The organism is Undibacterium sp. SXout7W, from assembly GCF_049339385.1.
In the GTDB taxonomy this organism is placed as follows: domain Bacteria; phylum Pseudomonadota; class Gammaproteobacteria; order Burkholderiales; family Burkholderiaceae_D; genus Undibacterium.
Window position 1 is genome coordinate 67058 of record NZ_JBMPPF010000013.1, and the last position, 21838, is coordinate 88895.

At 46.4% G+C, this 21838-nt stretch carries 16 protein-coding genes; 13 read left to right on the forward strand and 3 right to left on the reverse strand.

The annotated features are described in order from the left end of the window. Window positions 1–26 precede the first annotated feature (26 nt). The 11 genes from iscA to ACO0LB_RS13200 all read left to right on the forward strand — a co-directional run bounded on the left by iscA (window position 27) and on the right by ACO0LB_RS13200 (window position 10706). Complete coding sequence (gene iscA / locus ACO0LB_RS13150; RefSeq protein ID WP_423049721.1) at window positions 27–350, forward strand: iron-sulfur cluster assembly protein IscA; 324 nt, start codon at window positions 27–29, stop codon at window positions 348–350. 29 nt (window positions 351–379) lie between these two features. Beyond that, a complete protein-coding gene (gene hscB, locus ACO0LB_RS13155; RefSeq protein WP_423049723.1) occupies window positions 380–883 on the forward strand; it encodes a Fe-S protein assembly co-chaperone HscB in 504 nt (167 codons plus the stop codon). A gap of 70 nt (window positions 884–953) precedes the next feature. After that, window positions 954–2819 carry a Fe-S protein assembly chaperone HscA gene (gene hscA / locus ACO0LB_RS13160; protein ID WP_423049725.1) on the forward strand — a complete coding sequence of 622 codons (1866 nt, stop codon included), beginning with the start codon at window positions 954–956 and terminating at the stop codon, window positions 2817–2819. Window positions 2820–2844: 25 nt separating this feature from the next. Next, window positions 2845–3183, forward strand: coding sequence for an ISC system 2Fe-2S type ferredoxin (fdx, locus tag ACO0LB_RS13165; protein WP_423049727.1), 339 nt, complete (start codon window positions 2845–2847; stop codon window positions 3181–3183). Window positions 3184–3200: 17 nt separating this feature from the next. Next, window positions 3201–3395: a Fe-S cluster assembly protein IscX gene (gene iscX / locus ACO0LB_RS13170; RefSeq protein WP_423049729.1), complete on the forward strand. Its 195-nt coding sequence runs from the start codon at window positions 3201–3203 to the stop codon at window positions 3393–3395. Between the two features lie 246 nt (window positions 3396–3641). Continuing rightward, window positions 3642–5255 carry an ATP-binding protein gene (locus tag ACO0LB_RS13175; RefSeq protein ID WP_423049731.1) on the forward strand — a complete coding sequence of 538 codons (1614 nt, stop codon included), beginning with the start codon at window positions 3642–3644 and terminating at the stop codon, window positions 5253–5255. A 154-nt stretch (window positions 5256–5409) separates the two neighbouring features. After that, window positions 5410–6204, forward strand: a complete 795-nt coding sequence (locus ACO0LB_RS13180; protein WP_423049733.1) for a thymidylate synthase — start codon at window positions 5410–5412, stop codon at window positions 6202–6204. Window positions 6205–6222: 18 nt separating this feature from the next. Beyond that, window positions 6223–6714: a dihydrofolate reductase gene (locus ACO0LB_RS13185; protein WP_423049735.1), complete on the forward strand. Its 492-nt coding sequence runs from the start codon at window positions 6223–6225 to the stop codon at window positions 6712–6714. After that, on the forward strand, window positions 6714–7283 hold the full coding sequence (locus ACO0LB_RS13190; protein WP_423049737.1) for a DUF4337 domain-containing protein: 570 nt from the start codon (window positions 6714–6716) through the stop codon (window positions 7281–7283). Before ACO0LB_RS13185 ends, ACO0LB_RS13190 begins: the two co-directional genes overlap by 1 nt. A 14-nt stretch (window positions 7284–7297) precedes the next feature. Further along, a complete protein-coding gene (locus ACO0LB_RS13195; RefSeq protein ID WP_423049738.1) occupies window positions 7298–8086 on the forward strand; it encodes a MipA/OmpV family protein in 789 nt (262 codons plus the stop codon). A gap of 349 nt (window positions 8087–8435) precedes the next feature. After that, window positions 8436–10706 carry an Orn/Lys/Arg decarboxylase N-terminal domain-containing protein gene (locus ACO0LB_RS13200; protein ID WP_423049740.1) on the forward strand — a complete coding sequence of 757 codons (2271 nt, stop codon included), beginning with the start codon at window positions 8436–8438 and terminating at the stop codon, window positions 10704–10706. A gap of 158 nt (window positions 10707–10864) precedes the next feature. On the opposite strand, the gene ACO0LB_RS13205 is transcribed toward ACO0LB_RS13200, so the two are convergent. From ACO0LB_RS13205 to ACO0LB_RS13215, 3 genes are read right to left on the reverse strand one after another with little or no spacing between them, the layout of a single operon-like run. Beyond that, window positions 10865–16267, reverse strand: a complete 5403-nt coding sequence (locus ACO0LB_RS13205; RefSeq protein ID WP_423049742.1) for a PAS domain S-box protein — start codon at window positions 16265–16267, stop codon at window positions 10865–10867. Then, on the reverse strand, window positions 16267–16941 hold the full coding sequence (locus ACO0LB_RS13210) for a histidine phosphatase family protein (RefSeq protein WP_423049744.1): 675 nt from the start codon (window positions 16939–16941) through the stop codon (window positions 16267–16269). The genes ACO0LB_RS13205 and ACO0LB_RS13210 overlap by 1 nt, the downstream gene beginning before the upstream one ends. Before the next feature lie 3 nt (window positions 16942–16944). Further along, window positions 16945–18117, reverse strand: coding sequence for a response regulator (locus ACO0LB_RS13215; RefSeq protein ID WP_423049746.1), 1173 nt, complete (start codon window positions 18115–18117; stop codon window positions 16945–16947). A gap of 257 nt (window positions 18118–18374) precedes the next feature. On the opposite strand from ACO0LB_RS13215, the gene ACO0LB_RS13220 reads away from it, so the two are divergent. Both ACO0LB_RS13220 and ACO0LB_RS13225 read left to right on the forward strand, forming a co-directional pair. Next, window positions 18375–19304, forward strand: coding sequence for a flagellar brake protein (locus ACO0LB_RS13220; RefSeq protein WP_423049748.1), 930 nt, complete (start codon window positions 18375–18377; stop codon window positions 19302–19304). A gap of 45 nt (window positions 19305–19349) precedes the next feature. Beyond that, window positions 19350–21827 (forward strand): DUF1800 family protein, encoded by a 2478-nt coding sequence (locus ACO0LB_RS13225; RefSeq protein WP_423049750.1) that lies wholly within the window; start codon window positions 19350–19352, stop codon window positions 21825–21827. The last annotated feature ends 11 nt before the right edge of the window (window positions 21828–21838 follow it).

Here is a 21838-nt window from a genome sequence, read left to right on the forward strand (position 1 = left end):
TTGACGTAGTAAGGATGGGGAACACCATGGCAATCACACTCACAGAAAAAGCAGCAAAACATGTTTCTCGCTATATGGAGCGGCGCGGTAAAGGTATTGGCCTACGCTTTGGCGTTCGTACAACCGGCTGCTCTGGCATGGCATACAAATTAGAATATGTTGATGAGATGGGCGGCGATGACCAGGTGTTCGAGTCACACGGTGTCAAGGTTTTCGTAGATCCAAAAAGTTTGCCCTATATTGACGGCACTGAACTTGATTTTGCTCGCGAAGGGCTTAATGAAGGCTTTAAATTTTATAACCCGAACGTCAAAGACGAGTGCGGCTGCGGTGAAAGCTTCCGTATTTAAATTCCAGAGAAACCGCCAGGAACCAGCAGATGCAAAATCATTTTGAGCTATTCCAGCTACCGCAACAGTTTACGCTGGATATGGCTCAGCTGGATTCTGCCTATCGGGAAGTACAGAGCAAAGTTCATCCAGACAAATTCGTCCAAGCAAGCGAGAGCGAAAAACGCGTTGCCATGCAATGGGCAACGCGTGCCAATGAAGCGTATCAGACACTTAAAAAACCTCTGAAACGTGCTCGCTATCTGTGTGAATTACAGGGTGTGGATTTGCAAACCGAATCAAACACCAGCATGCCGGCAGCTTTCTTAATGCAGCAAATGGAGTGGCGTGAGGCATTCGAGGATGCACGTCATGACAATAATATTTCGGCGTTAATGTCGCTTGAAAAAGAACTGCATAGCGCCTTAAAAACACAATTGCAGCAAATCAGCACAACACTCGATGCGCATGATTATGCTTCTGCAGCACAACAAATCCGCACCTGCATGTTTTTAGAAAAATTCATCGCTGATATTGTTGCATTGGAAGAGTAAGTCCGAATAACCAGGCGCAGTCATTTGCGCATAATTTGTTGATGGTTTTCCATCCACCACATATCACACCATGGCATTACTGCAGATTTCAGAACCTGGCATGTCCACCGCCCCTCACCAGCACAGACTGGCAGTAGGTATTGATCTTGGCACCACCAACTCTCTGGTCGCCACTGTACGCAATAGCATTCCAGAAGTATTAAATGACGAAGAAGGTCGACCTTTATTGCCGTCTGTCGTGCGCTATCTGCCTAATGGTCATGCGCACATTGGCTTCAAAGCGCAGGCAGAACAAAGCAACGACCCCAAAAACACCATCGCATCAGTCAAGCGCTTCATGGGGCGTGGCCTGAAAGACATCGCCTATGCTGAAAATCTACCCTATGATTTTCACGACGAACCCGGCATGGTTCAACTCAAGACTATCGCAGGCATTAAAAGTCCGGTTGAAGTCTCAGCACAAATTTTAGCGACCCTTCGCCAACAGGCTGAAGATGCGCTTGGTGACGATCTGGTTGGCGCGGTCATCACAGTTCCTGCTTACTTTGACGATGCACAGCGACAAGCCACCAAAGATGCTGCCAAACTTGCTGGCCTGAATGTGCTGCGTTTATTGAATGAACCAACTGCCGCAGCAATTGCTTATGGGCTGGATAACGCCTCTGAAGGCACGTATGCTGTATATGATCTGGGTGGAGGAACCTTTGATATATCCATATTGAAAATGAGCAAAGGGGTATTTGAGGTGTTGTCGACCGGTGGTGACTCTGCACTCGGCGGCGACGATTTCGATCATCGTTTATTCTGCTGGATTTTACAAGAGTCCAAACTCGCGCCCTTGTCGGATGAGGATACCAGCGTATTGATGGTAAAAGCCAGAGAAGCCAAAGAAATACTCTCCAGCAAACCCAGCACTTATATAGATGCCAAACTGAGCTCAGGTGAAAGCGTTCACCTCCAGGTTACAGCTACACAGTTTGCGGAAATAACACAAAATCTTGTCGTCAAGACCATCACTCCATGCCGCAAAGCTTTACGGGATGCCGACCTATCTTCAGATGACATTGATGGCGTAGTACTGGTCGGTGGTGCAACACGTATGCCGCATGTACGTAAAGCAGTCGGAGATTTTTTCCAGACCACACCTCTGGCAAACATCGACCCGGATAAAGTGGTGGCGCTCGGTGCAGCAATTCAAGCCAACCTACTTGCTGGAAATCGCGCGCCGGGTGATGACTGGTTATTACTGGATGTGATACCGCTTTCTCTTGGGGTAGAAACAATGGGAGGACTTGCTGAAAAAGTCATTCCCCGCAACTCGACTATTCCTTGCGCAAGAGCACAAGAGTTCACCACATTCAAAGACGGTCAGACTGCAATGGCAATTCATGTTGTTCAGGGTGAACGCGAACTTGTCAGCGACTGTCGTTCACTCGCCCGCTTTGAATTACGTGGCATTCCGCCGATGGCCGCCGGTGCAGCACGCATACGTATTACCTACCAGGTTGATGCCGATGGTTTATTGTCAGTATCAGCCCGCGAGCTGCGCTCAGGAGTTGAAGCAGCCATCACGGTAAAACCTTCGTATGGTCTTGCAGATGACGACATTACACGTATGCTGCAGGACTCCTTCAGTTCCGCAGATGCAGATATGCAACAAAGAGCATTGCGCGAAGAACAGGTGGAAGCAGAAAGAATCTTGCTCGCAACACAATCGGCACTGCAGGCAGATCGTCACTTGATCAGTGATCAGGAGTTTTCTGACATCCAACAATTAATGGCAAGCGTTACGACTCTTTCGACACAATCTGACCATCAGGCATTGCATCATGCCATCACAGCGCTAGCTCAAGGCACGGAAGAATTTGCTGCGCGTCGCATGGATCAAAGTGTACGCAGCGCGCTGGCTGGAAAAAAATTGGACGACATCGCCTAAACCATTTTCAAGAACAGAGATTACCATGCCACAAATTATTGTTTTGCCACATCCTCAGCTTTGCCCGGAAGGCACTGTCATTGATGCAGAGGAAGGAAAATCCCTCTGCGAAGCACTGGTGGAAAGCGATGTTGAAATCGAACACGCTTGTGAGATGTCCTGCGCCTGCACTACCTGTCACGTAGTCATCCGTGAAGGTTTCGGTTCACTCAATGAGTCAACAGAAGAAGAAGAAGATCTGCTGGATGCAGCCTGGGGGCTGGAATCCACATCACGTTTATCCTGTCAGGTAAAACTGGGCAAACAAGATATTACGATCGAAATTCCAAAATACACCATCAATCACGCACGCGAGCATCATTAATTTCGTAAGGACAGAAAATGAAATGGACCGACACACACCGCATTGCGGAAGCCCTGTACGACAAATATCCTGATGTGGATCCAATTTCTGTCCGTTTTACTGATTTACACAACTGGATTGTAGACCTCGAAGAATTTGATGATGATCACTCTCGTGGCGGTGAAAAAATTCTTGAGGCGATACAAATGGCGTGGATAGAAGAGACAAAATAAAATATCGATTCTCTTCCTTAGCTGGCAACACACATGTTGCACAGAAATAACTATTACTGCAGATTCATTTCTTGCTGAAATACCAAAAACCTTTTAGTATTTTAGGGGTACTGGCTTATCTCGCCTTTTATACGGATGATTGGCTGTCATCTATATCCACGTCTGACCATGATGATTGTTTGAGCCGGGGGTAACACCACTTGACCTTGGCACGTTGACTGACAAGTGATGCACAAGGATCTTGCAATGCGGTTTAGATACTTCTTATCTGCTATTCGCAGTCGAATTACGCTGAGACTTGCGATTATTCTCGCCGTCGTATTTGGTTTAACTGTACCGTCTGCCATTCTTATTCCGTATCACTTACGCAGCATAGAGACTGCTGCCCGCGTCAAAAATACAGAAGACCATAACCGCCTGGTTGAAATTCTCTCTGTCATTCTGAGTGAGCCCTTATGGCAAATCACGCCTGAAATCGCCAACATTTCCAGCGAAGTGGTGTATTCCGACCCGCGCGTAGCCACGATAGAAGTCATCACCCTTCCCGATCACAAAGAATTTATTAAAAATGACATTCGTCTCAAAATGCAGAAAGGGCCATTCACTACAATGGCTCGTGAAATCAAGCATGGCGGACAGATCATTGGCGAAGTCCGGCTCACTCTGGCGGAAGACTTATTACAGGAAAATCTCGCTTCCGATTTTCGTCGTTATGTAATGACAGCTGTATTGTCACTCATTCTGGCAATTATTTTTATCCTGATGGTATTGCAGTGGCGCCTTGTACAGCCAGTACGCATGTTGATGGATGAGTCAGATCGACTGGCTAACGGTGAGCTGAATGATCCTATTGCGCTCAACCGCGAAGATGAATTAGGACACCTGGCAAATAGTCTCGAAGCAACTCGCCAAGCGCTGAAGCACTCATTCGGCGAGCTTGAAATTAAAAATCAGCAACTGCTGGAATATTCAGGCACGCTTGAATCCAAGGTCAGACAACGCACTCAAGAGTTGGAAACCGTTAATCATAATCTGGAAGCCGCCCTGCATAACGTCAATTCTGCGCAAACAGAATTGGCAAGAGTCGAACGCATGGCAGCATTAGGTTCGATGGTGGCTGGCGTCGCGCACGAACTCAATACACCGCTGGGGAATTGCCTGCTAGTTGCCAGCACTTTAGAAGATGAAACGAAGCAACTGATGAAAATGGTCGAGGATGGGCAGATACGTCGTTCAGACCTCAGTCGCTATGCATCAACAGCGCTCGACTCGACGAAATTACTCATGCGAGGACTACAGCAATCAGCACATCTGGTTGGCGACTTTAAGCAAGTAGCCGTTGATCAGTCCAGCGCACAACGTCGCCGTTTTGGATTATTGGTTGTACTTCAAGAACTCTCTGCCCTGCTTCATTCCAGCCTGAAAAAAACACCTTACACGCTAGAACTTGATATTCCCGATAACATTCAGCTTGATAGCTATCCTGGGCTCTTGGGTCAGGTCTTTACCAACTTGGTGAATAATGCCGTTGCGCACGGATTAGATGGCATGAGCGAAGGTCACATGTGTTGCTCCGCAGAGCTTGCTGGTGAGTATGTATTAATCCACTTTAAAGACAATGGTAAAGGTATTCCTCCGGAAATCATCAATCGGATCTTTGAACCATTCTTTACTACTAAATTTGGTCAGGGTGGCAGCGGCCTTGGACTGAGTATTACCTTCAATATCGTGACTAACGTACTTGGAGGAACGATTCATCCATCAAGCACCGTGGGGCAAGGTACGTGTTTTGAAATCAAGTTGCCATTGGTTGCCCCCGGGGATCCGGAGGCTAGCGATCCTCTGTTAAATAATAGTTAAGCTCAACGCACTACAGAATCGCCACTACAATCAGTCACAACGGCAGATTGGCACAGACCACCGCACATTAAGAGATAAGAATCGTTTAGGCTTTAGTAAGTCACGCGTGTCGGTTATACTAGAGGGTTAGACTTCAGCTCCACTCAACATCATCATGCGCCAATACCTCGACTTTATGCGCCATGTCCAAGAACATGGTACACGCAAAACTGACCGCACCGGCACCGGCACGGTTTCTGTATTCGGCTACCAGATGCGCTTTGACCTGAATCAGGGATTTCCGTTGGTAACCACAAAAAAAATCCACCTGAAATCCATCGTCCATGAATTAATCTGGTTTCTGGCTGGCTCCACCAATATCAAATACCTGAAAGACCATGGCGTCTCTATCTGGGACGAGTGGGCCGATGCCGATGGCAACCTTGGTCCTGTCTATGGTTCACAATGGCGTAGTTGGCCAACGCCAGATGGTGGACATATTGATCAGATCAAACAACTGATCGAACAAATAAAAAACAATCCGGACTCGCGCCGCCTGATCGTATCAGCATGGAACGTCGCAGACATCCCGCAAATGAAACTGCCGCCCTGCCATGCCATGTTTCAGTTTTATGTAGCAGATGGTAAGTTATCATGCCAACTTTATCAGCGCAGCGCCGATATTTTTCTCGGCGTACCATTTAACATTGCATCCTATGCAATGTTAACGCACATGGTTGCCCAACAAACAGGATTGCAAGTCGGTGAATTTATCTGGACTGGTGGAGATTGCCACTTGTATAGCAATCATATGGATCAGGTAGCGGAACAATTATCAAGAGCAAGCTATCCATTACCTGAGCTAGTGATTCACGGCAAACCAGAATCAATTTTTGATTACAAATATGAAGATTTTGAAGTGATCAACTATCAATTCCACCCCCACATCAAAGCACCCGTTGCTGTTTGATTTATCAGAGTCATTGCCATGTCATTTTTAACGATTATCGTTGCCACGGATCGTGAGCGCGGTATTGGTATAAACAATACCCTTCCCTGGCATCTGCCGGAAGACCTCGCACACTTCAAACGAACAACCAGCGGTCATACGATCATCATGGGGCGAAAAACTTTTGACTCGATTGGCCGAGCGCTTCCTCAGCGTCGCAATATCGTCATCACCCGTAATTCAGAGTGGAAGCACGATGGCGTTGATACATTTACATCGATTGATGATGCGCTGAAATCACTTGGGAGCGATCAGGCTTTCATTATTGGTGGCGCAGAAATTTATGCGCAAACTTTACCTTTGGCAGATCAACTGATTGTGACTGAAGTAGATCAGACATTTTCGTGCGATGCGTTTTTTCCCCTCATTGACCCTGCTCGATGGCAGGAAACCAGTAGGGAAACGCATTTTTCAGAAACAAAAAATTTGCATTATGCATTTGTTACATACAAAAATTTGAGGAGCAATTAATGTCTGGAGACGGCTTTCACGTACACGGCCCACATGATCACGAACTGGAGCATGCCGCTCATGGCAATGACGATTTTGCCAGCAAAATTGCAGTCATGACTGCAATTATGGCGACGGTTGGCGCTTTGTTTGGGTATGAGGGCGGCGCAACACAAAACGATGCAGCCATGTTCAAAAATAATGCTGCGATCAAAAAAACTGAAGCATCCAACCAGTGGAACTTTTATCAATCAAAATCTAACAAACAAAATCTGGCGGAATTAGCCATGGTATTGCCGGGTGTGGATATTGAAAAATATAAATCCGAAGTCAGTCGCTACAAATCTGAAAAAGAAGAAATCAAGAAAAAAGCAGAAGAGCTGGAAGCAGAAGCAGTGAAATGGGAGCATGAATCAGAGGCATCTCTTCATCAGCATCACCGCTGGGCGCAAGCAATGACAGGCGTGCAAATTGCGATTTCTCTTGCTGCCATTACATTGTTGACGAAGAAAAAATGGTTACAATTTGCTTCTTACGGAGTGGCTGGTATTGGTGTAGCGTTGGCAGGATTAGCATGGTTCCATATTTAATCCACGGAATTAATATGAAAAAAATACTTACCATCTTCTTTGTAGCAGCCGCTGGTATGGCACAAGCGCAGACATCAGACTTTGTTCATCTGGTGCCAGCACAATATTTACCAAAAGATGTCAACTTCTCGATTGGAGCGGTTGCCTTATCGTTGCCCAAATACTCGGGTTCGGATGAGCGACGTGCAGCAGTCTATCCGCTATTTGATGCACAATGGAAAAACGGTGCTTTCTTCAGTGCATTTAATGGGCTAGGCTACAATTTCTCAAAAAATCCCAGCATACAATACGGATTAAGGATGTCGCTTGAAGCGGCCAGAGATGAATCCCGCTCATCCAAACTGAATGGCTTGGGCGACGTCAATACAACACTGGAGCCTGGTGCTTTTTTTAATTACTCCATCAACCAGAACTACTCATTAGTATCCTCAGTCAGATATGGATCAGGAGTTGATCACAATGGTTTGCGCATTGGATTTGGAGGTATCGTCACCACGGCATTAAATAGCCAGCATCGTCTGTCAGCAATTTTGGGAGCCAATTGGAGCAATACGTCTTACGTACAGTCGTACTACGGCGTCAATGCCAGCCAGTCGGTAGCAAGTGGCTATAGTCAGTTCGCACCATCATCAGGCATCAGTGATGTCAAAATTGGCGCTAGCTGGCACTGGAATGTGGATACTAACTGGTCGCTCACCACAGGTGCATCAATGACACGACTGACTGGTGACGCTGGTAAGAGCCCATTCGTTTTCCAGAAAAATCCCGTCACCGTTTTTTCGTCAGCAAACTATCGCTTCTGATGTAAATTAATCTTGATATCGCTGGAATACCTTCTGCTAAGAGCACGCATGTCGTGCTCTTTGTGTTTTTACATACAACATAAGCACAACCATCGTCATTCAATTCTGACGTGCCAAGATCTACATAGACAATAGACTTTTAATCACATCTGAATTGTCATCGACATCACACCGGAACAGATATGTGACAAGTGCATGAAATCTCTACATTCATCATCAATTTAGGCGTATTTTTTCACATTATCACCCACATATCTGAGAGAATTCGATTTTTGAATTTTTCGGCGCGCAAGCGGTTACCAAACTTGCCCAGGCGTCTCCCTTGTTTTACGCTTTTTTGGAGACATCCATGAAATTCCGCTTTCCCATCGTCATCATTGACGAAGATTTCCGTTCCGAAAATACTTCCGGCCTTGGCATTCGAGCACTTGCTGATGCTATGGAAAAAGAAGGTATGGAAGTTTTGGGTGTTACCAGCTATGGTGACTTATCTCAATTCGCGCAGCAACAATCCCGCGCCTCCGCTTTTATCCTGTCGATCGACGATGAAGAATTTGGTGATGGCACCGACGAAGAAACTGATTACGCATTAAAGTCTCTGCGTGCCTTTGTCGAAGAAATTCGCTATAAGAATGCAGACATTCCGATTTATCTGTATGGCGAAACACGCACCTCACGCCATATCCCAAATGACATCCTGCGCGAACTGCATGGCTTCATCCATATGTTTGAAGACACTCCGGAGTTTGTCGCACGCCATATTATTCGTGAAGCCAAGTCCTACCTTGATAGCCTGGCTCCTCCGTTCTTCCGCGCACTTGTACACTACGCCAATGATGGCTCTTATTCCTGGCATTGCCCCGGCCACTCAGGCGGCGTGGCTTTCCTGAAATCGCCTATCGGCCAGATGTTCCATCAGTTTTTCGGCGAAAACATGCTGCGTGCCGACGTGTGTAACGCGGTGGAAGAACTCGGTCAGTTGCTCGATCATACGGGCCCGGTCGCTGCATCCGAGCGCAATGCTGCACGCATTTTCAATGCCGATCATTGCTATTTCGTCACCAACGGCACGTCGACCTCGAACAAGATGGTATGGCATTCCACTGTTGCGCCCGGCGACATCGTGGTCGTTGATCGCAACTGCCATAAATCGATTTTGCATTCGATTATTATGTGCGGCGCGATTCCGGTTTTCCTGATGCCAACCCGCAATCACCTTGGCATTATCGGCCCGATTCCGCTGGAAGAATTCAGCATGGAAAGCATACGTCGGAAAATCGAGGCAAATCCCTTTGCACGCGAAGCTAAAAATAAAAAACCACGCATTCTGACCATCACTCAATCGACTTACGACGGCGTGCTGTACAACGTCGAAGTGCTGAAAAATATGCTGGACGGCGAAATCGACACCCTGCACTTCGACGAAGCGTGGCTGCCTCACGCCACTTTCCATGACTTCTACAAAGACATGCATGCGATAGGCAAAGATCGCCCGCGCGCCAAGCAATCCATGATTTTCTCAACGCAATCGACACATAAATTGCTGGCAGGGATTTCTCAGGCATCTCAGATTCTGGTGCGCGAATCAGAATCCCGCAAACTGGATAAAGATAGTTTCAATGAAGCCTATCTGATGCATACTTCAACGTCTCCACAATACTCTATCATTGCGTCTTGCGACGTTGCCGCTGCAATGATGGAAGCCCCAGGGGGGACGGCGTTAGTAGAAGAATCTATTCTGGAAGCACTGGATTTCCGCCGTGCCATGCGCAAAGTTGATCAGGAATGGGGCAAAGACTGGTGGTTTCAGGTCTGGGGACCAGAAGAATTCGCTGCTGATGGCATAGGGTCACGTGAAGACTGGATTATTCGTGCAGAAGACGATTGGCACGGCTTTGGCAATCTCGCATCTGGCTTCAATATGCTTGATCCAATTAAAGCAACAATCGTCACTCCCGGCTTATCACTGGAAGGACAGTTTGGAGAAACCGGCATTCCAGCATCCATCGTGACTAAATACCTTGCAGAACATGGTGTGATCGTCGAAAAATGCGGCCTTTACTCTTTCTTCATCATGTTTACCATCGGCATCACTAAAGGCCGCTGGAACACACTACTGACTGCTTTGCAGCAGTTTAAAGATGATTATGATAAAAACCATCCAATGTGGCGCATTTTGCCAGAATTTGCTGCGGCGAATCCACGCTACGAAGGTGTAGGATTGCGAGATTTGTGTCAGGGAATTCATGAAGCCTACAAAGGACATGACGTAGCGCGACTGACAACTGAGATGTATCTGTCTGACATGCAACCTGCGATGAAACCTTCTGATGCATTTGCAATGATGGCGCATCGTGAAATTGAACGTGTGTCGATTGATGAACTGGAAGGTCGTGTAACGGCTATCTTATTGACACCATATCCACCAGGCATTCCCTTGCTGATTCCTGGTGAACGGTTCAATCGCACCATTGTCGATTATCTGAAATTTGTACGCGACTTTAATGAACGTTTCCCTGGATTTGAAACAGACTGTCATGGTCTGGTGAAAGCAGAAGTCGACGGGAAACGCGGCTATTTCGTTGACTGTGTGAAGCTCTCTGCGGAACAAGCAAAGTAAACCTTATCGCACATTAGTATTTGGCATTCTTTGATCATTGATACTGGAAATGCCGCGATCCTTATAAGATGGCGGCATTTTTTATCATTTTTCAGCCGATTGAATCTAAAGTTCGACACAAAATCTAATTTATACCGTCTACTTCGACCTACGTCGGCCTACATCTGCTCATTCAAATTCAGATGCTGTTGCTCAGCAAATGTCTTTAACAATGCCTGAGCGCCATCAAAATCATAATCTTCAATCAGACTTGCCATTTTTGCGTATTGCCCTCCCATGGCGGAGCGCAACAGCGTCTCATTCTTTATCAACGTATCACCGCTTGCAAAATCATCTGTTTCTAGCTGATGCGCTAGCTGACGGCAAACAGTAATCAGCGCATCTGCATCAATCTCAGACAATATGATTGGTGAGGTGGATACAATTTCCTGTACTTGCGGAAAGTGCTCGTCAATAGCATCATTCAATGCCTTTAGAGGAAGGCTGATCTCCGTGAGTAAGTCATCGATCTCTGGCAAAGCTATCCGATTCCTTGCTGCCGACTCCAATTTCTCTGCCTGAGCACGGATTTCAGCAGCACCGATCTGTGCGGACACTCCCTTCAGCGTATGCGCCAGACGTTCTGCCGTTACATAATCGAATACAGCAAGAGCATCCTTCATTTGTGGAACAAACCCTTCCTGACCATGAGCAAATTTCTTCAATAATGAGTGAAATAATTCTTTTCTACCCATAGCAAGACGCAACCCAGTGGCAGTATCAAGACCTGGTATCTGAATACTGCTATCCAGGGTCAACTGATCTGGATTTGCAGCCAGTACTTCAGCTGCATGCGCTCGCTGCGCTTGATGGTAACGTACCCACAAACGCAATTTGGCCCAGAGATTATCGGGATCAATTGGTTTTGCAATATGGTCATTCATTCCCGCTTGCAAGCACCGTTCACGATCGCCAGACATCGCATTCGCCGTCATCGCGACAATCGGCAAATGCACAAATTGCGTCAACTTACGGATTTCCTGAGTTGCAGTGATGCCATCCATCACGGGCATCTGCATATCCATCAACACCATATCGTAATAGTGTGAATCACCATGTCGGTTCAGCATATCAATCGCAATCAAGCCATTCCCCGCGACGTCAACTTTGAGCCCCACCTCTGTCAGCAACGCTGTCGCCACTTCCTGATTCAGTTCATTATCTTCAACCAGTAATATCCGTGCACCAGCGATTTCGTTGAAGCTGATATTGAGTTCGGAGGATTGAGTCCCCACAGGAAAATCGGGCAACACGCCGTTCATCATCCGCATCACTGTCTCAAACAACAAGGATGAAGTAACCGGCTTAATCAACACCCCCTCAATACCGACATCGCCAGCAGTCCGCATGACATCATCACGGCCATAAGCAGTGATCATGATCAGATGTGGTGCTTTGTCGGATAGATGACGACGAATTTCTTTTGCCGTTGCAATGCCATCCATATCTGGCATCTGCCAATCCAGGAACACCACTTCATACGGGTTATTTTCCTCAACTGCTCGCAGAATTTCGGCAACACCCTCGGCACCACTGGATACGGCTGAAACGACAAAAGTCATACTGCGCAATAAATCACAGATGACATCCCGCGCATATTCGTTATCATCAATGACCAATACCCGGCGGTCACGCAGATCAGGTGATGGCAACAAGAGCCTGGTCTTTTCAACTCCACGATCAAGCCTTGCAGAAAACCAAAATACAGAACCTTTGCCCACCTCGCTTTGTACACCTACCGTGCCGCCCATCATTTCTGCAAGCTGTTTTGAAATGGCGAGCCCAAGGCCAGTCCCACCATATTTACGCGTCGTGGATGTATCTGCCTGTTCAAAACTCTTGAATAAACGACTGAGCTGCTCCTCATCAATGCCAATACCTGAGTCTTTGACAGAAAAATTGAGTAATACCTGTTGCTCCGTATTTTCCAGAACGGATATCCTTACAGCGACCTCGCCAGCTTCAGTAAATTTAATAGCATTATTGAAGTAGTTAATTAATATCTGTCCCACCCGCAATGGATCACCGATCAGGCTACGCGGCACGTCGTCATCAATGTCGATAATAAATTCAAGACCTTTCGCTGCAGCCTTTTCTGCAATCAGAGAAGACACATTATCAAGAACGGCATCCAGTTCAAAATTGATGTGCTCCACCACCATTTTACCCGCCTCAATTTTGGATAAATCGAGAATGTCATTAATAATGCCAAGCAAATGCTGACTGGACGATTGTATCTTTCTCACATAATCCATTTGCCGAGCAGACAATTCCGTTTTCATGACCAGATGCGACATACCAATGATTGCATTCATCGGCGTGCGAATTTCATGACTCATGTTCGCCAAAAAGTCTGACTTTGTTCTGACCGCGGTTTCAGCCAATGCCTTGGCATGACGTATTTGTTCGATTGCAGCACGCTCGGCAGTAATGTCATCAATAACCCACACGGTACCTTTTGCGTGATCATGAACATCCACCGCAGTACCAGTCAAACGTGCCCAGAACTGAGTGCCGTCTCGACGCACCAGCGCCTGATCGCGCCGATGTACTTCTCCACGCCAAATTTGCTCGTATGCCCCACCAATATCTACATCTCGCGCCACCTCATCGACATACAAGACATCGGTCGTCTGACCAATCAAGCTACCGAATGACCACTCCAGCATTTCATGAAGGCGACGGTTAGCACGAAGAATGATCCGATCAGAAATGAGAGCAATGCCTGAGTTTGCAGTATTAAAAATCGCCTGCTGTTCATCGTTTGCCAATCTCAGCGCTTCCGCCGCTTGACGTTCATAAGTAATATCTTCAACGATAACAACAACTCCCTTGTTGAGATCAGATGAATCAACGGAGCGGCAAGACATGCGCGCCCAGAACTGTGTTCCATCTTTGCGAATAAGAGCCTGCTCTCTGCTATCTATTTCTCCGCGCCCCAAACGAGAATAAACTTGCTTACCTATATCAACAAAGGTGGCGTCATCTGCAAACCAGATGCGGGTCAACCGACCAATCTGTTCACCAAACGCATATCCAAACATCTCATCCATCTGATGATTTGCACGAATGATGGTACGGTTTTTCAGTAAAACAATGCCAGCGGTAGCAGAGTCAAACAACGCATTTTGCTCCTGAACGGCAATATTCAGTTCAGTAGTGCGACTTTCCACCAATTGTTCCAGATGTTGCCTGTAGCGCTCAAGCTCAACACTCATCGTCTTTTTTTCAGTCACATCCTCTTTGATAGCGAGATAGTGTGTGATGACGCCATCCTCTTGCCTTATCGGGGCAATGTTGGCAAATTCAATATATTCACTGCCATCTTTACGACGATTAATTAACTCGCCGCTCCAGGAATGCCCCTGCGATAAGCTTGCCCACATCTCGTCATAATTTTTTTGCGGTGTTTGTCCAGATTTTAATAATCGTGGATTTTTATGCAGTGCCTCATCACGGCTATACCCGGTAGTACGAACAAAAGCTTCATTGACGTATTCGATCTGCGCATCCAAGTTAGTAATAACAATGCTGGTTGGACTCTGCTCCGCAGCCAGAAATAATTTACGTAACTGTGCTTCCTGTTGTTTTCTTAATGTGACATCTTCTTTAATAGCGACGTAATGGGTAATTTCGCCATCCGACTGCCGTAGAGGAACAATAATGGCTGCCTCAATAATTTCATTGCCATGCCGATTGCGATTGATGAACTCCCCCTTCCAGACATGCCCCTGAACTAAGGTTGCCCACATTTGCTGATAGGTTGATTCAGGAGTTTTACCCGACTTCAACATACGCGGCGTCTGACCTATCGCTTGCTCTCGTTCATAGCCGGTGTTTTTAGTGAAAGCGTCATTGACATATTCAATCTTGCATTCCAGATCAGTAATCAATACGGAATTAGGGCTCTGCTCAATCGCCAAGGATAATTTACGGATATCGGATGCCGTCTTTTTTTCTGTAGTGATGTCACGCCATACTCCCACCAGATAGTCGCGGTTTTTCTGGCGAATGACGCGAACACTGACACGTACATCAATCACGTCACCATTTTTCTTTTTCAGCTGGTTTTCAAACTTGGCACTACCATTCGTTTGAATATCATGTGTCACCGCAACCATGTGCGCCATATCGCGATGAATCTGCGTCTGCGGTAAAGACATTGTCAGCATTTCTTCGCGGCTGTAACCCAAAGTCCGGCAGCTGGCATCATTGACCGCGATAAAACGCAAGGTTTCCATATCAATCAGATCGATCGCATCAGGAGCCTCTGTAATCACGGCATCGAGCAACGCTTTGCGATCACGCTCTCGCAAGACGACTCTTCTGCGCTCGATCGCAGTGCTCATCTGTGTTGCAACAGCTTTCAGTAACGCATGTTCTTCATCTGTGAAGATATGAGGTGCTGCGGCGCGATCATTATCTGTCATGCGATGGCAAACGCAGATATACATAGCTTCGCCATCTATGCCCACAAATTCTTCTCTCATTCCCTGGGCAATACCAGCACCACAAGGGTTATCTGTATCGGTTTTTGGCACCATTGAACAAAGAAGCAATTCAGGTTCACGCATTGCCACCAACAGACGTGCTGCGACCGAATCATACATCCGCTCAATCTCAAGATCATCATGACTGACAATATTAAGAATATCAAAAAGGCATGATAATTGCCCCATTCTGGCATTTAACTCTGTTTGAGCGCCCAAGTGCGCCAGAATCGTTTCTCTGAAACGAACTACAGAAAATGCGAGTCCTCGCAAAATGCTGCGAGAATCATGTGCTGCCGCCTCAACCACAGATAACGTAGCAGGATTCAGTTCACCTTTAGTCAAATCATCTAATGTTGATGTTAACGCGAGAAGTCGCTTGGTCAGGATCTTTATCACTACGATCCAGAGAGAAATTAAAACAAGGATCAGCCCCATTCCTAACAATATATTTTGAACCGCATGTCGCTCAAAGGTCTGCTCACGCTCTTCATTGCGCTGTGCAGCTTTGTCGGTAATCGCCTTCACTATGTGGCGTGTATGTTCGGAAAAGGAGAGGTAACGAGTCGCGGCTTCATAGGCGCTTTGCAATGCACCTGGCGGATTAATTGCCGCCAAATCTGTCGCCTGTATGATAAAACGCTGATATTCCGAGAAATCCCTGTAGGTATCTTTAAAATCCTCAGGGCTTTCGGCATTGGATAGCACTGGCAGTCTTTTCTCAAGCCGCGTCATTCGCTCAACGACTTGTGAATGAAGTAAGTAGACTTCTGCTTCGGACAATTGGCCGCTTGTGGCCTTATTGAGAGTATCGCCTACCAGTAGTTGAACTGCCGTAGCTTCCTGATTAAATTCAGCTACCAGACGTACCGTTTGTAAATCAGTGTTTTGCGCGGAGCTAACAGCTAAATGATCTTGTCGTAATTTGCTATAGGAAATAAAATTTAACGCCCCCGTCACCACTGCGACCAACGCAACGGGAAGAAAAAAAATCAGTAAATACGGTGAAATTCTGGCGTTTAGTCGTTTCATTATTCATTGAACCGCAGCAAATCATTCCATTGTGTGGGCAAAATACTGGCTACATATTCAAAACCTGCGTCACCTTTTGGTAAAAATATCACTAAGGTTCCTTCTTTGGGAAAATATCCCATTAAGTCCATCAGGTTGGGCGCGTGTGCAATCAATAATCTATTCTGGTGCTCATTCACTGGCTGACTTAACAAAAACCGCGTGTTATTCAAAATGGGGTTTTTCTGCTCGGTAGTCAGATTTGCCGTGTACATCAATTTTTCATCGACGACGTAGGTTATGCCCGGTAACGCTGCCGCCGCCGTATCTTTCACCCTGCATAGGGGGCTAATCCGAATTTCACCTAGTGGAATACGTGCTTTACGAAGGCTCTCTCCAATTTTGATAGCCTGCTTGCGCCCTTCGTCATTCAACGGCCGTTGAGTTGAACAATCATTCAGATCAACATTGGGGAAACGATCAGGGCGGGTGTTATCGGTTGTACCGTGCCTCAAATACAAAACGAAACCACCGCGTTTTAACCTGGATATAAGTTCTCTACTTGCCGCAACCTCATTAAAAACATGAGCAGAAACAGAAGATGACGCTTCGGAACTGGCGCTACCTTGTGCATAAACAGTCACAAAACTGGTGGAGATGCACATTAGCAAACCTACTAAAATTCTCATCAACATGATTTACTCACCCAGACTCACTGGATCAGCAAAACGAATCGCAATATCAGAAAACTCATCAAGACAAGATAAGAATGCGTCCACCACATCAGGATCAAAATGTGAGCCTTTACCCTCAACGATAATCGCAGTTGCTTTTTCAATTGGCATTGATGACTTGTATACACGTCGACATGTCAGCGCATCAAATACGTCTGCCAGTGCCATTAAGCGCGCAGCGGCAGGAATGGCATCGCCAGCGAGACCCGCTGGATAACCCGAACCATCCCATTTTTCGTGGTGGCCCAATGCGATTTCATTTGCCACTTCTAAAAATGCAAATGCCCCTTGCGCCTGATTTGCCGTCACGCTATCTGCCGCTGCCATTGCATCTGCCATCGCCTTTTTGATGGCGTGTGAGCCGATTTCAGCATGTGTTTTCATGATCTCAAACTCCTCAGGAGTAAGGCGACCTGGCTTTAACAATATGGCGTCTGGAATACCTACCTTACCAATATCATGTAACGGAGCCGCTTTAATGACCATTCCCGAACGATTGCCACTTAAAGCATCACAAAAGCGCTCATGCTGCGCCAATTTATGCACCAAAAGCTCAACGTAGGCCTGAGTCCTCACAATATGATGACCAGTCTCGTTGTCTCTCGCCTCCGCGAGACAAGCCAATGCCCGTACACTCAAATCCTGTATCAGCAAGTTTTCACGCATGCGGCGAGCAACCTCGCGTTCCAGCCAATCGTTTTCTGCGGCAAGGCGGTCACGTGCATGCTTAAGTTCCAGCTGAGTCCTGACCCTGGCCAGCACAATCGACGGCACAAACGGTTTAGTGATGTAATCAACCGCCCCCACTTCAAGCCCATGCTCCTCATTATCAGAACCCGTCATCGCCGTAATGAATATCACTGGAATATTGTGCGTGACGGAGTCTTGACGTAATTGTCGCAAGACTTCGTAGCCGTCCATGACAGGCATCATCACGTCCAGCAGAATAAGGTCGGGTTTGGGCTCGGTATGCGCGGCACGTAATGCGCGCTCTCCGGAATTGGCTGCCCGGACATGATAAACAGGTCTGAGGAGTTCACCCAGAATGGTCAGGTTTTGCGGGGTATCATCAACGATCAAAACGGTGTAAGGCGCCGTTTCGTCGGTTAACTCAACGTGAGAATTATTCTCTGCCATAGTTTTGCTCTCTGAATGAAGCGACATCATAGCGTGAATCAAATTGACTGTATTTTGCTTTTGGGCAATAAAAAGACGAACTAACAAAATTTAATAATTCAAAACAAAACTGACGATGCCATAACATTAACATCATAAAAACAACTTGTTACGCTACTTTCAATATATTTTTATTATGGACAGAATGCTTGTCAGCGATGTGAAAGTTGTTTCGAGATACAATCGATTACAAACAATATTCAGATAATGGAAATTTCATGGGCGATGTGTCAGGGTTAATGCCATTCAAACATGCAGGAATTACAAAAGGTCAGATTTTACCGTGGCCTGTCTATGACCAATTTGGCCAGCAATTGTATGAAGCAGGCATTCTCATAGAAGATCAGAAATTTTTTGAGCAGTTAATGGAAAATGGTTATTGCGATGCCAACAGTTTATGGGACAGCATACCTTCAAAATTTTTAACTCCTGAGCAACAGACTCCGGTTGCTCAGCCCTCTGCTCCCGCTAGCAAATCAACCGTCAGTGAAGTCAACAAAGAAGCAATTATCGAACTTGATAGCGTCCGCTGGAATGTGGGCGAAATACTTTACCTGCAAGTACATGACCAGACTGCCGCTCGATACACGGTCAAACTGATCGGCTTCGTCAAAAATAAATCAGTCTTTGTCACAGCACCAGTAGTAGACGGAAAAGCAGCGCTGATACGCGAAGGCCAAACTTTTATCATTCGAGCATTTCCTGGCAAAAAAGCGTATGCCTTCACAGCATCGGCGCTTAAGTACGTTTACAGTCCCTACCCCTACCTGCATTTATCTTATCCACGACAAGTACGCTCAACTACAATACGGCAAGGCTCGCGTGCAGTGGTCAAAATTATTGCCGCTGTCACCATTGGCAATCCTGAACAAACAGGCGCCGCAACAATTGGTGATATCAGCATGGGTGGGGCGTCGGGATTGATCAAGAAACCACTTGGTGAAAAAGGCGATACTGGCATTATTAAATTCAAGGTCAATGCGGCTGGCAATGATGAATTTCTGACTTTAAAAATTATATTGCGCTCAGTCGCACCAACTGAAAATGGGCTTGAGTTTCGGCATGGCTTTGAATTTGTTGATGTTCCAACACAATCAAGGCTGATTTTATCTGCATTTGTTCACCAAACTCTGGCAGAAATGAACTAATATTAATTTCCAAAAAGAAATTTATTGCAGCAATCAGAGGAAAGTATGACGTCACAATCTTTACGAAGCTACGCCAAACGCATACTTACTCTGATGTCACTTCTGGCATTGGTCTCGTGCGGTGGATCCGGCAATTCCAGCAATGCTGGAAATACATTGATTTCGGACATACAGCATTTTTTCTCGCCAGCACCAAGCATCTCCGGAAACAGCGCAAAATTCTCTGGACCTCGCTCCAATTACACCATTTCCCGAAACAGCGACGGTATTACTGTCATCGATCAGTCTGGCAACGATGGCACAACAACACTTCCCCCCGGAACCGAGTCACTGACATTTCAAGATGTGTCGGTCAATCTCTTGATTGCGAATCAGGCAGCAAGGATGTCTGCAATAGACATCAACTCCTTGGTCGAGTTGTATATTGCTTATTTCAACCGGGTGCCAGATGCAAATGGACTCAGTTACTGGATGACGCAATTGGCGAATGGCACAAAACTGAGTGACATAAGCCAATCCTTTTACCTATCTGCTATCAATTCTGGGGCGCAAAACGGCTATCCAGAGAAAATGAGCACCGCTGACTTTGTCAGCCTTATCTATAACAATGTACTAAATAGACCCGTTCCGGATAAGGGAGGACTCGATTATTGGTCCAATGCGCTGGATACTAACGCGCTCTCAAAGGGGCAATTTGTCATTCAGATGATTGCTGCTGCACATGGATATGCCAGCAATCCTGCCTATACTGATGTTGCGTCACTTTTATCAAACAAGGTGCTGGTATCTACTAACTTCGCGATACAACAAGGTTTGAATTATGTATCACCAGAAGACGCTACCAATAAGGCCAAAGCGTTACTAGCCGCCGTCACCCCAGCCGATAACGGCGTTGCCAATATTCTGATTTTGTCACTGGTCGGTTTTTCACCCGTTACGACTGATGCCGTCACATCAACGCAAGCATCCAGAATGTTGGCACAGGCAACCTTCGGCGCAAACAGCGCGGATATAACAACGTTAGCGGCATCAGGCTATAAGCCATGGCTGGATGCGCAATTTGCGAAAAGCCAAAAACTCCATCGCACTTACATGGACACGATTTCAACCACTTTTTTGAATGGGCTCAAAGACCTGAATCAAAATCATTTCTTTGAGTCGTTCTGGCAACAAGCCATCAATGGCGACGATCAGTTACGGCAACGGCTTGCATTTGCGCTTTCACAGATATTCGTGATTTCTTTCCAGGACAGCACCGTTAATAATTACCCCAGAGGAGTCGCCTCTTACTATGATGTGCTCGAAACAAACGCCTTTGGCAACTATCGTAACTTGCTGGAGGCAGTCACTCTTCATCCGATGATGGGAATTTACCTGACTTCATTACGTAATCAGAAAGAATCAGCAACACAAGTTCCCGATGAAAATTATGCGCGTGAGGTCATGCAATTATTCTCCATTGGCCTTTATCAGCTGAATCAGGATGGCAGCTATGTTCTCAACAATGGAAAACCAGTGGAAACATACTCCAGCGCGGATATTGCCGGTCTGGCCAAAGTATTCACGGGATGGAGCTGGGCTGGTCCAGATAAGAGCGACACACGATTTTTCGGCGGCAATCCCGATGCCAACCGGGACTGGACTCCGATGCAGAGCTATCCTAAATATCACTCCACCTCAGAAAAAACTTTTCTGGGAAAAACAATACCAGCACAGTCATCTTCTAATCCAGAGGCTGATTTAAAAATAGCTCTGGATACTCTGTTTAACCATCCCAACGTGGCTCCATTTATCAGCAAACAGCTAATCCAACGGCTAGTCACAAGCAACCCCAGCCCACAATATGTGTCGCGTGTTGCCGCAGCATTTATCAATAATGGACAAGGTGTTCGAGGAGATATGAAAGCTGTTGTCACGGCCATTCTGATGGATAGTGAGGCAAGAAGTGACAACACTATTCAATCTGCCGGTAGCGGCAAATTACGGGAGCCAGTGATTCGTCTGGCCAACTGGATGCGTGCATTTAATGTGCAATCGACATCTGGTCGCTTTCTGATGACCAGCACCGATGACCCATTGACAGCGTTGGGACAAACCCAAATGCGCTCTCCCACTGTATTCAATTTTTACAGGCCGGGCTATGTTCCACCAAATACCAGTATTGCCAACGCAGGATTGGTTTCTCCTGAAATGCAGATTACCGGAGAAACGTCCGTTGTTGGCTATCTCAACTTTATGCGCGACATCATCCCCAATGGCACCGGCTCTGCACGCGACATTAAAGCTGACTACACCAATCTGATTGCCTTGGCAGCGACACCGGATAAACTGATTGATCAGATTAATTTACTATTAATGGCAAATCAGATGTCGACAAACTTGCGCAGCCAGATAATGAGTGCGGTGAATTCCATCAGCATCCCTGGCAATAGTGCAGCGAATGCAGACGCGGCGAAAAAAAATCGCGTTTATCTCAGTATTTTTTTGACGATGGCATCTCCAGAATATCTGGTTCAAAAATAAGCAGGACACAT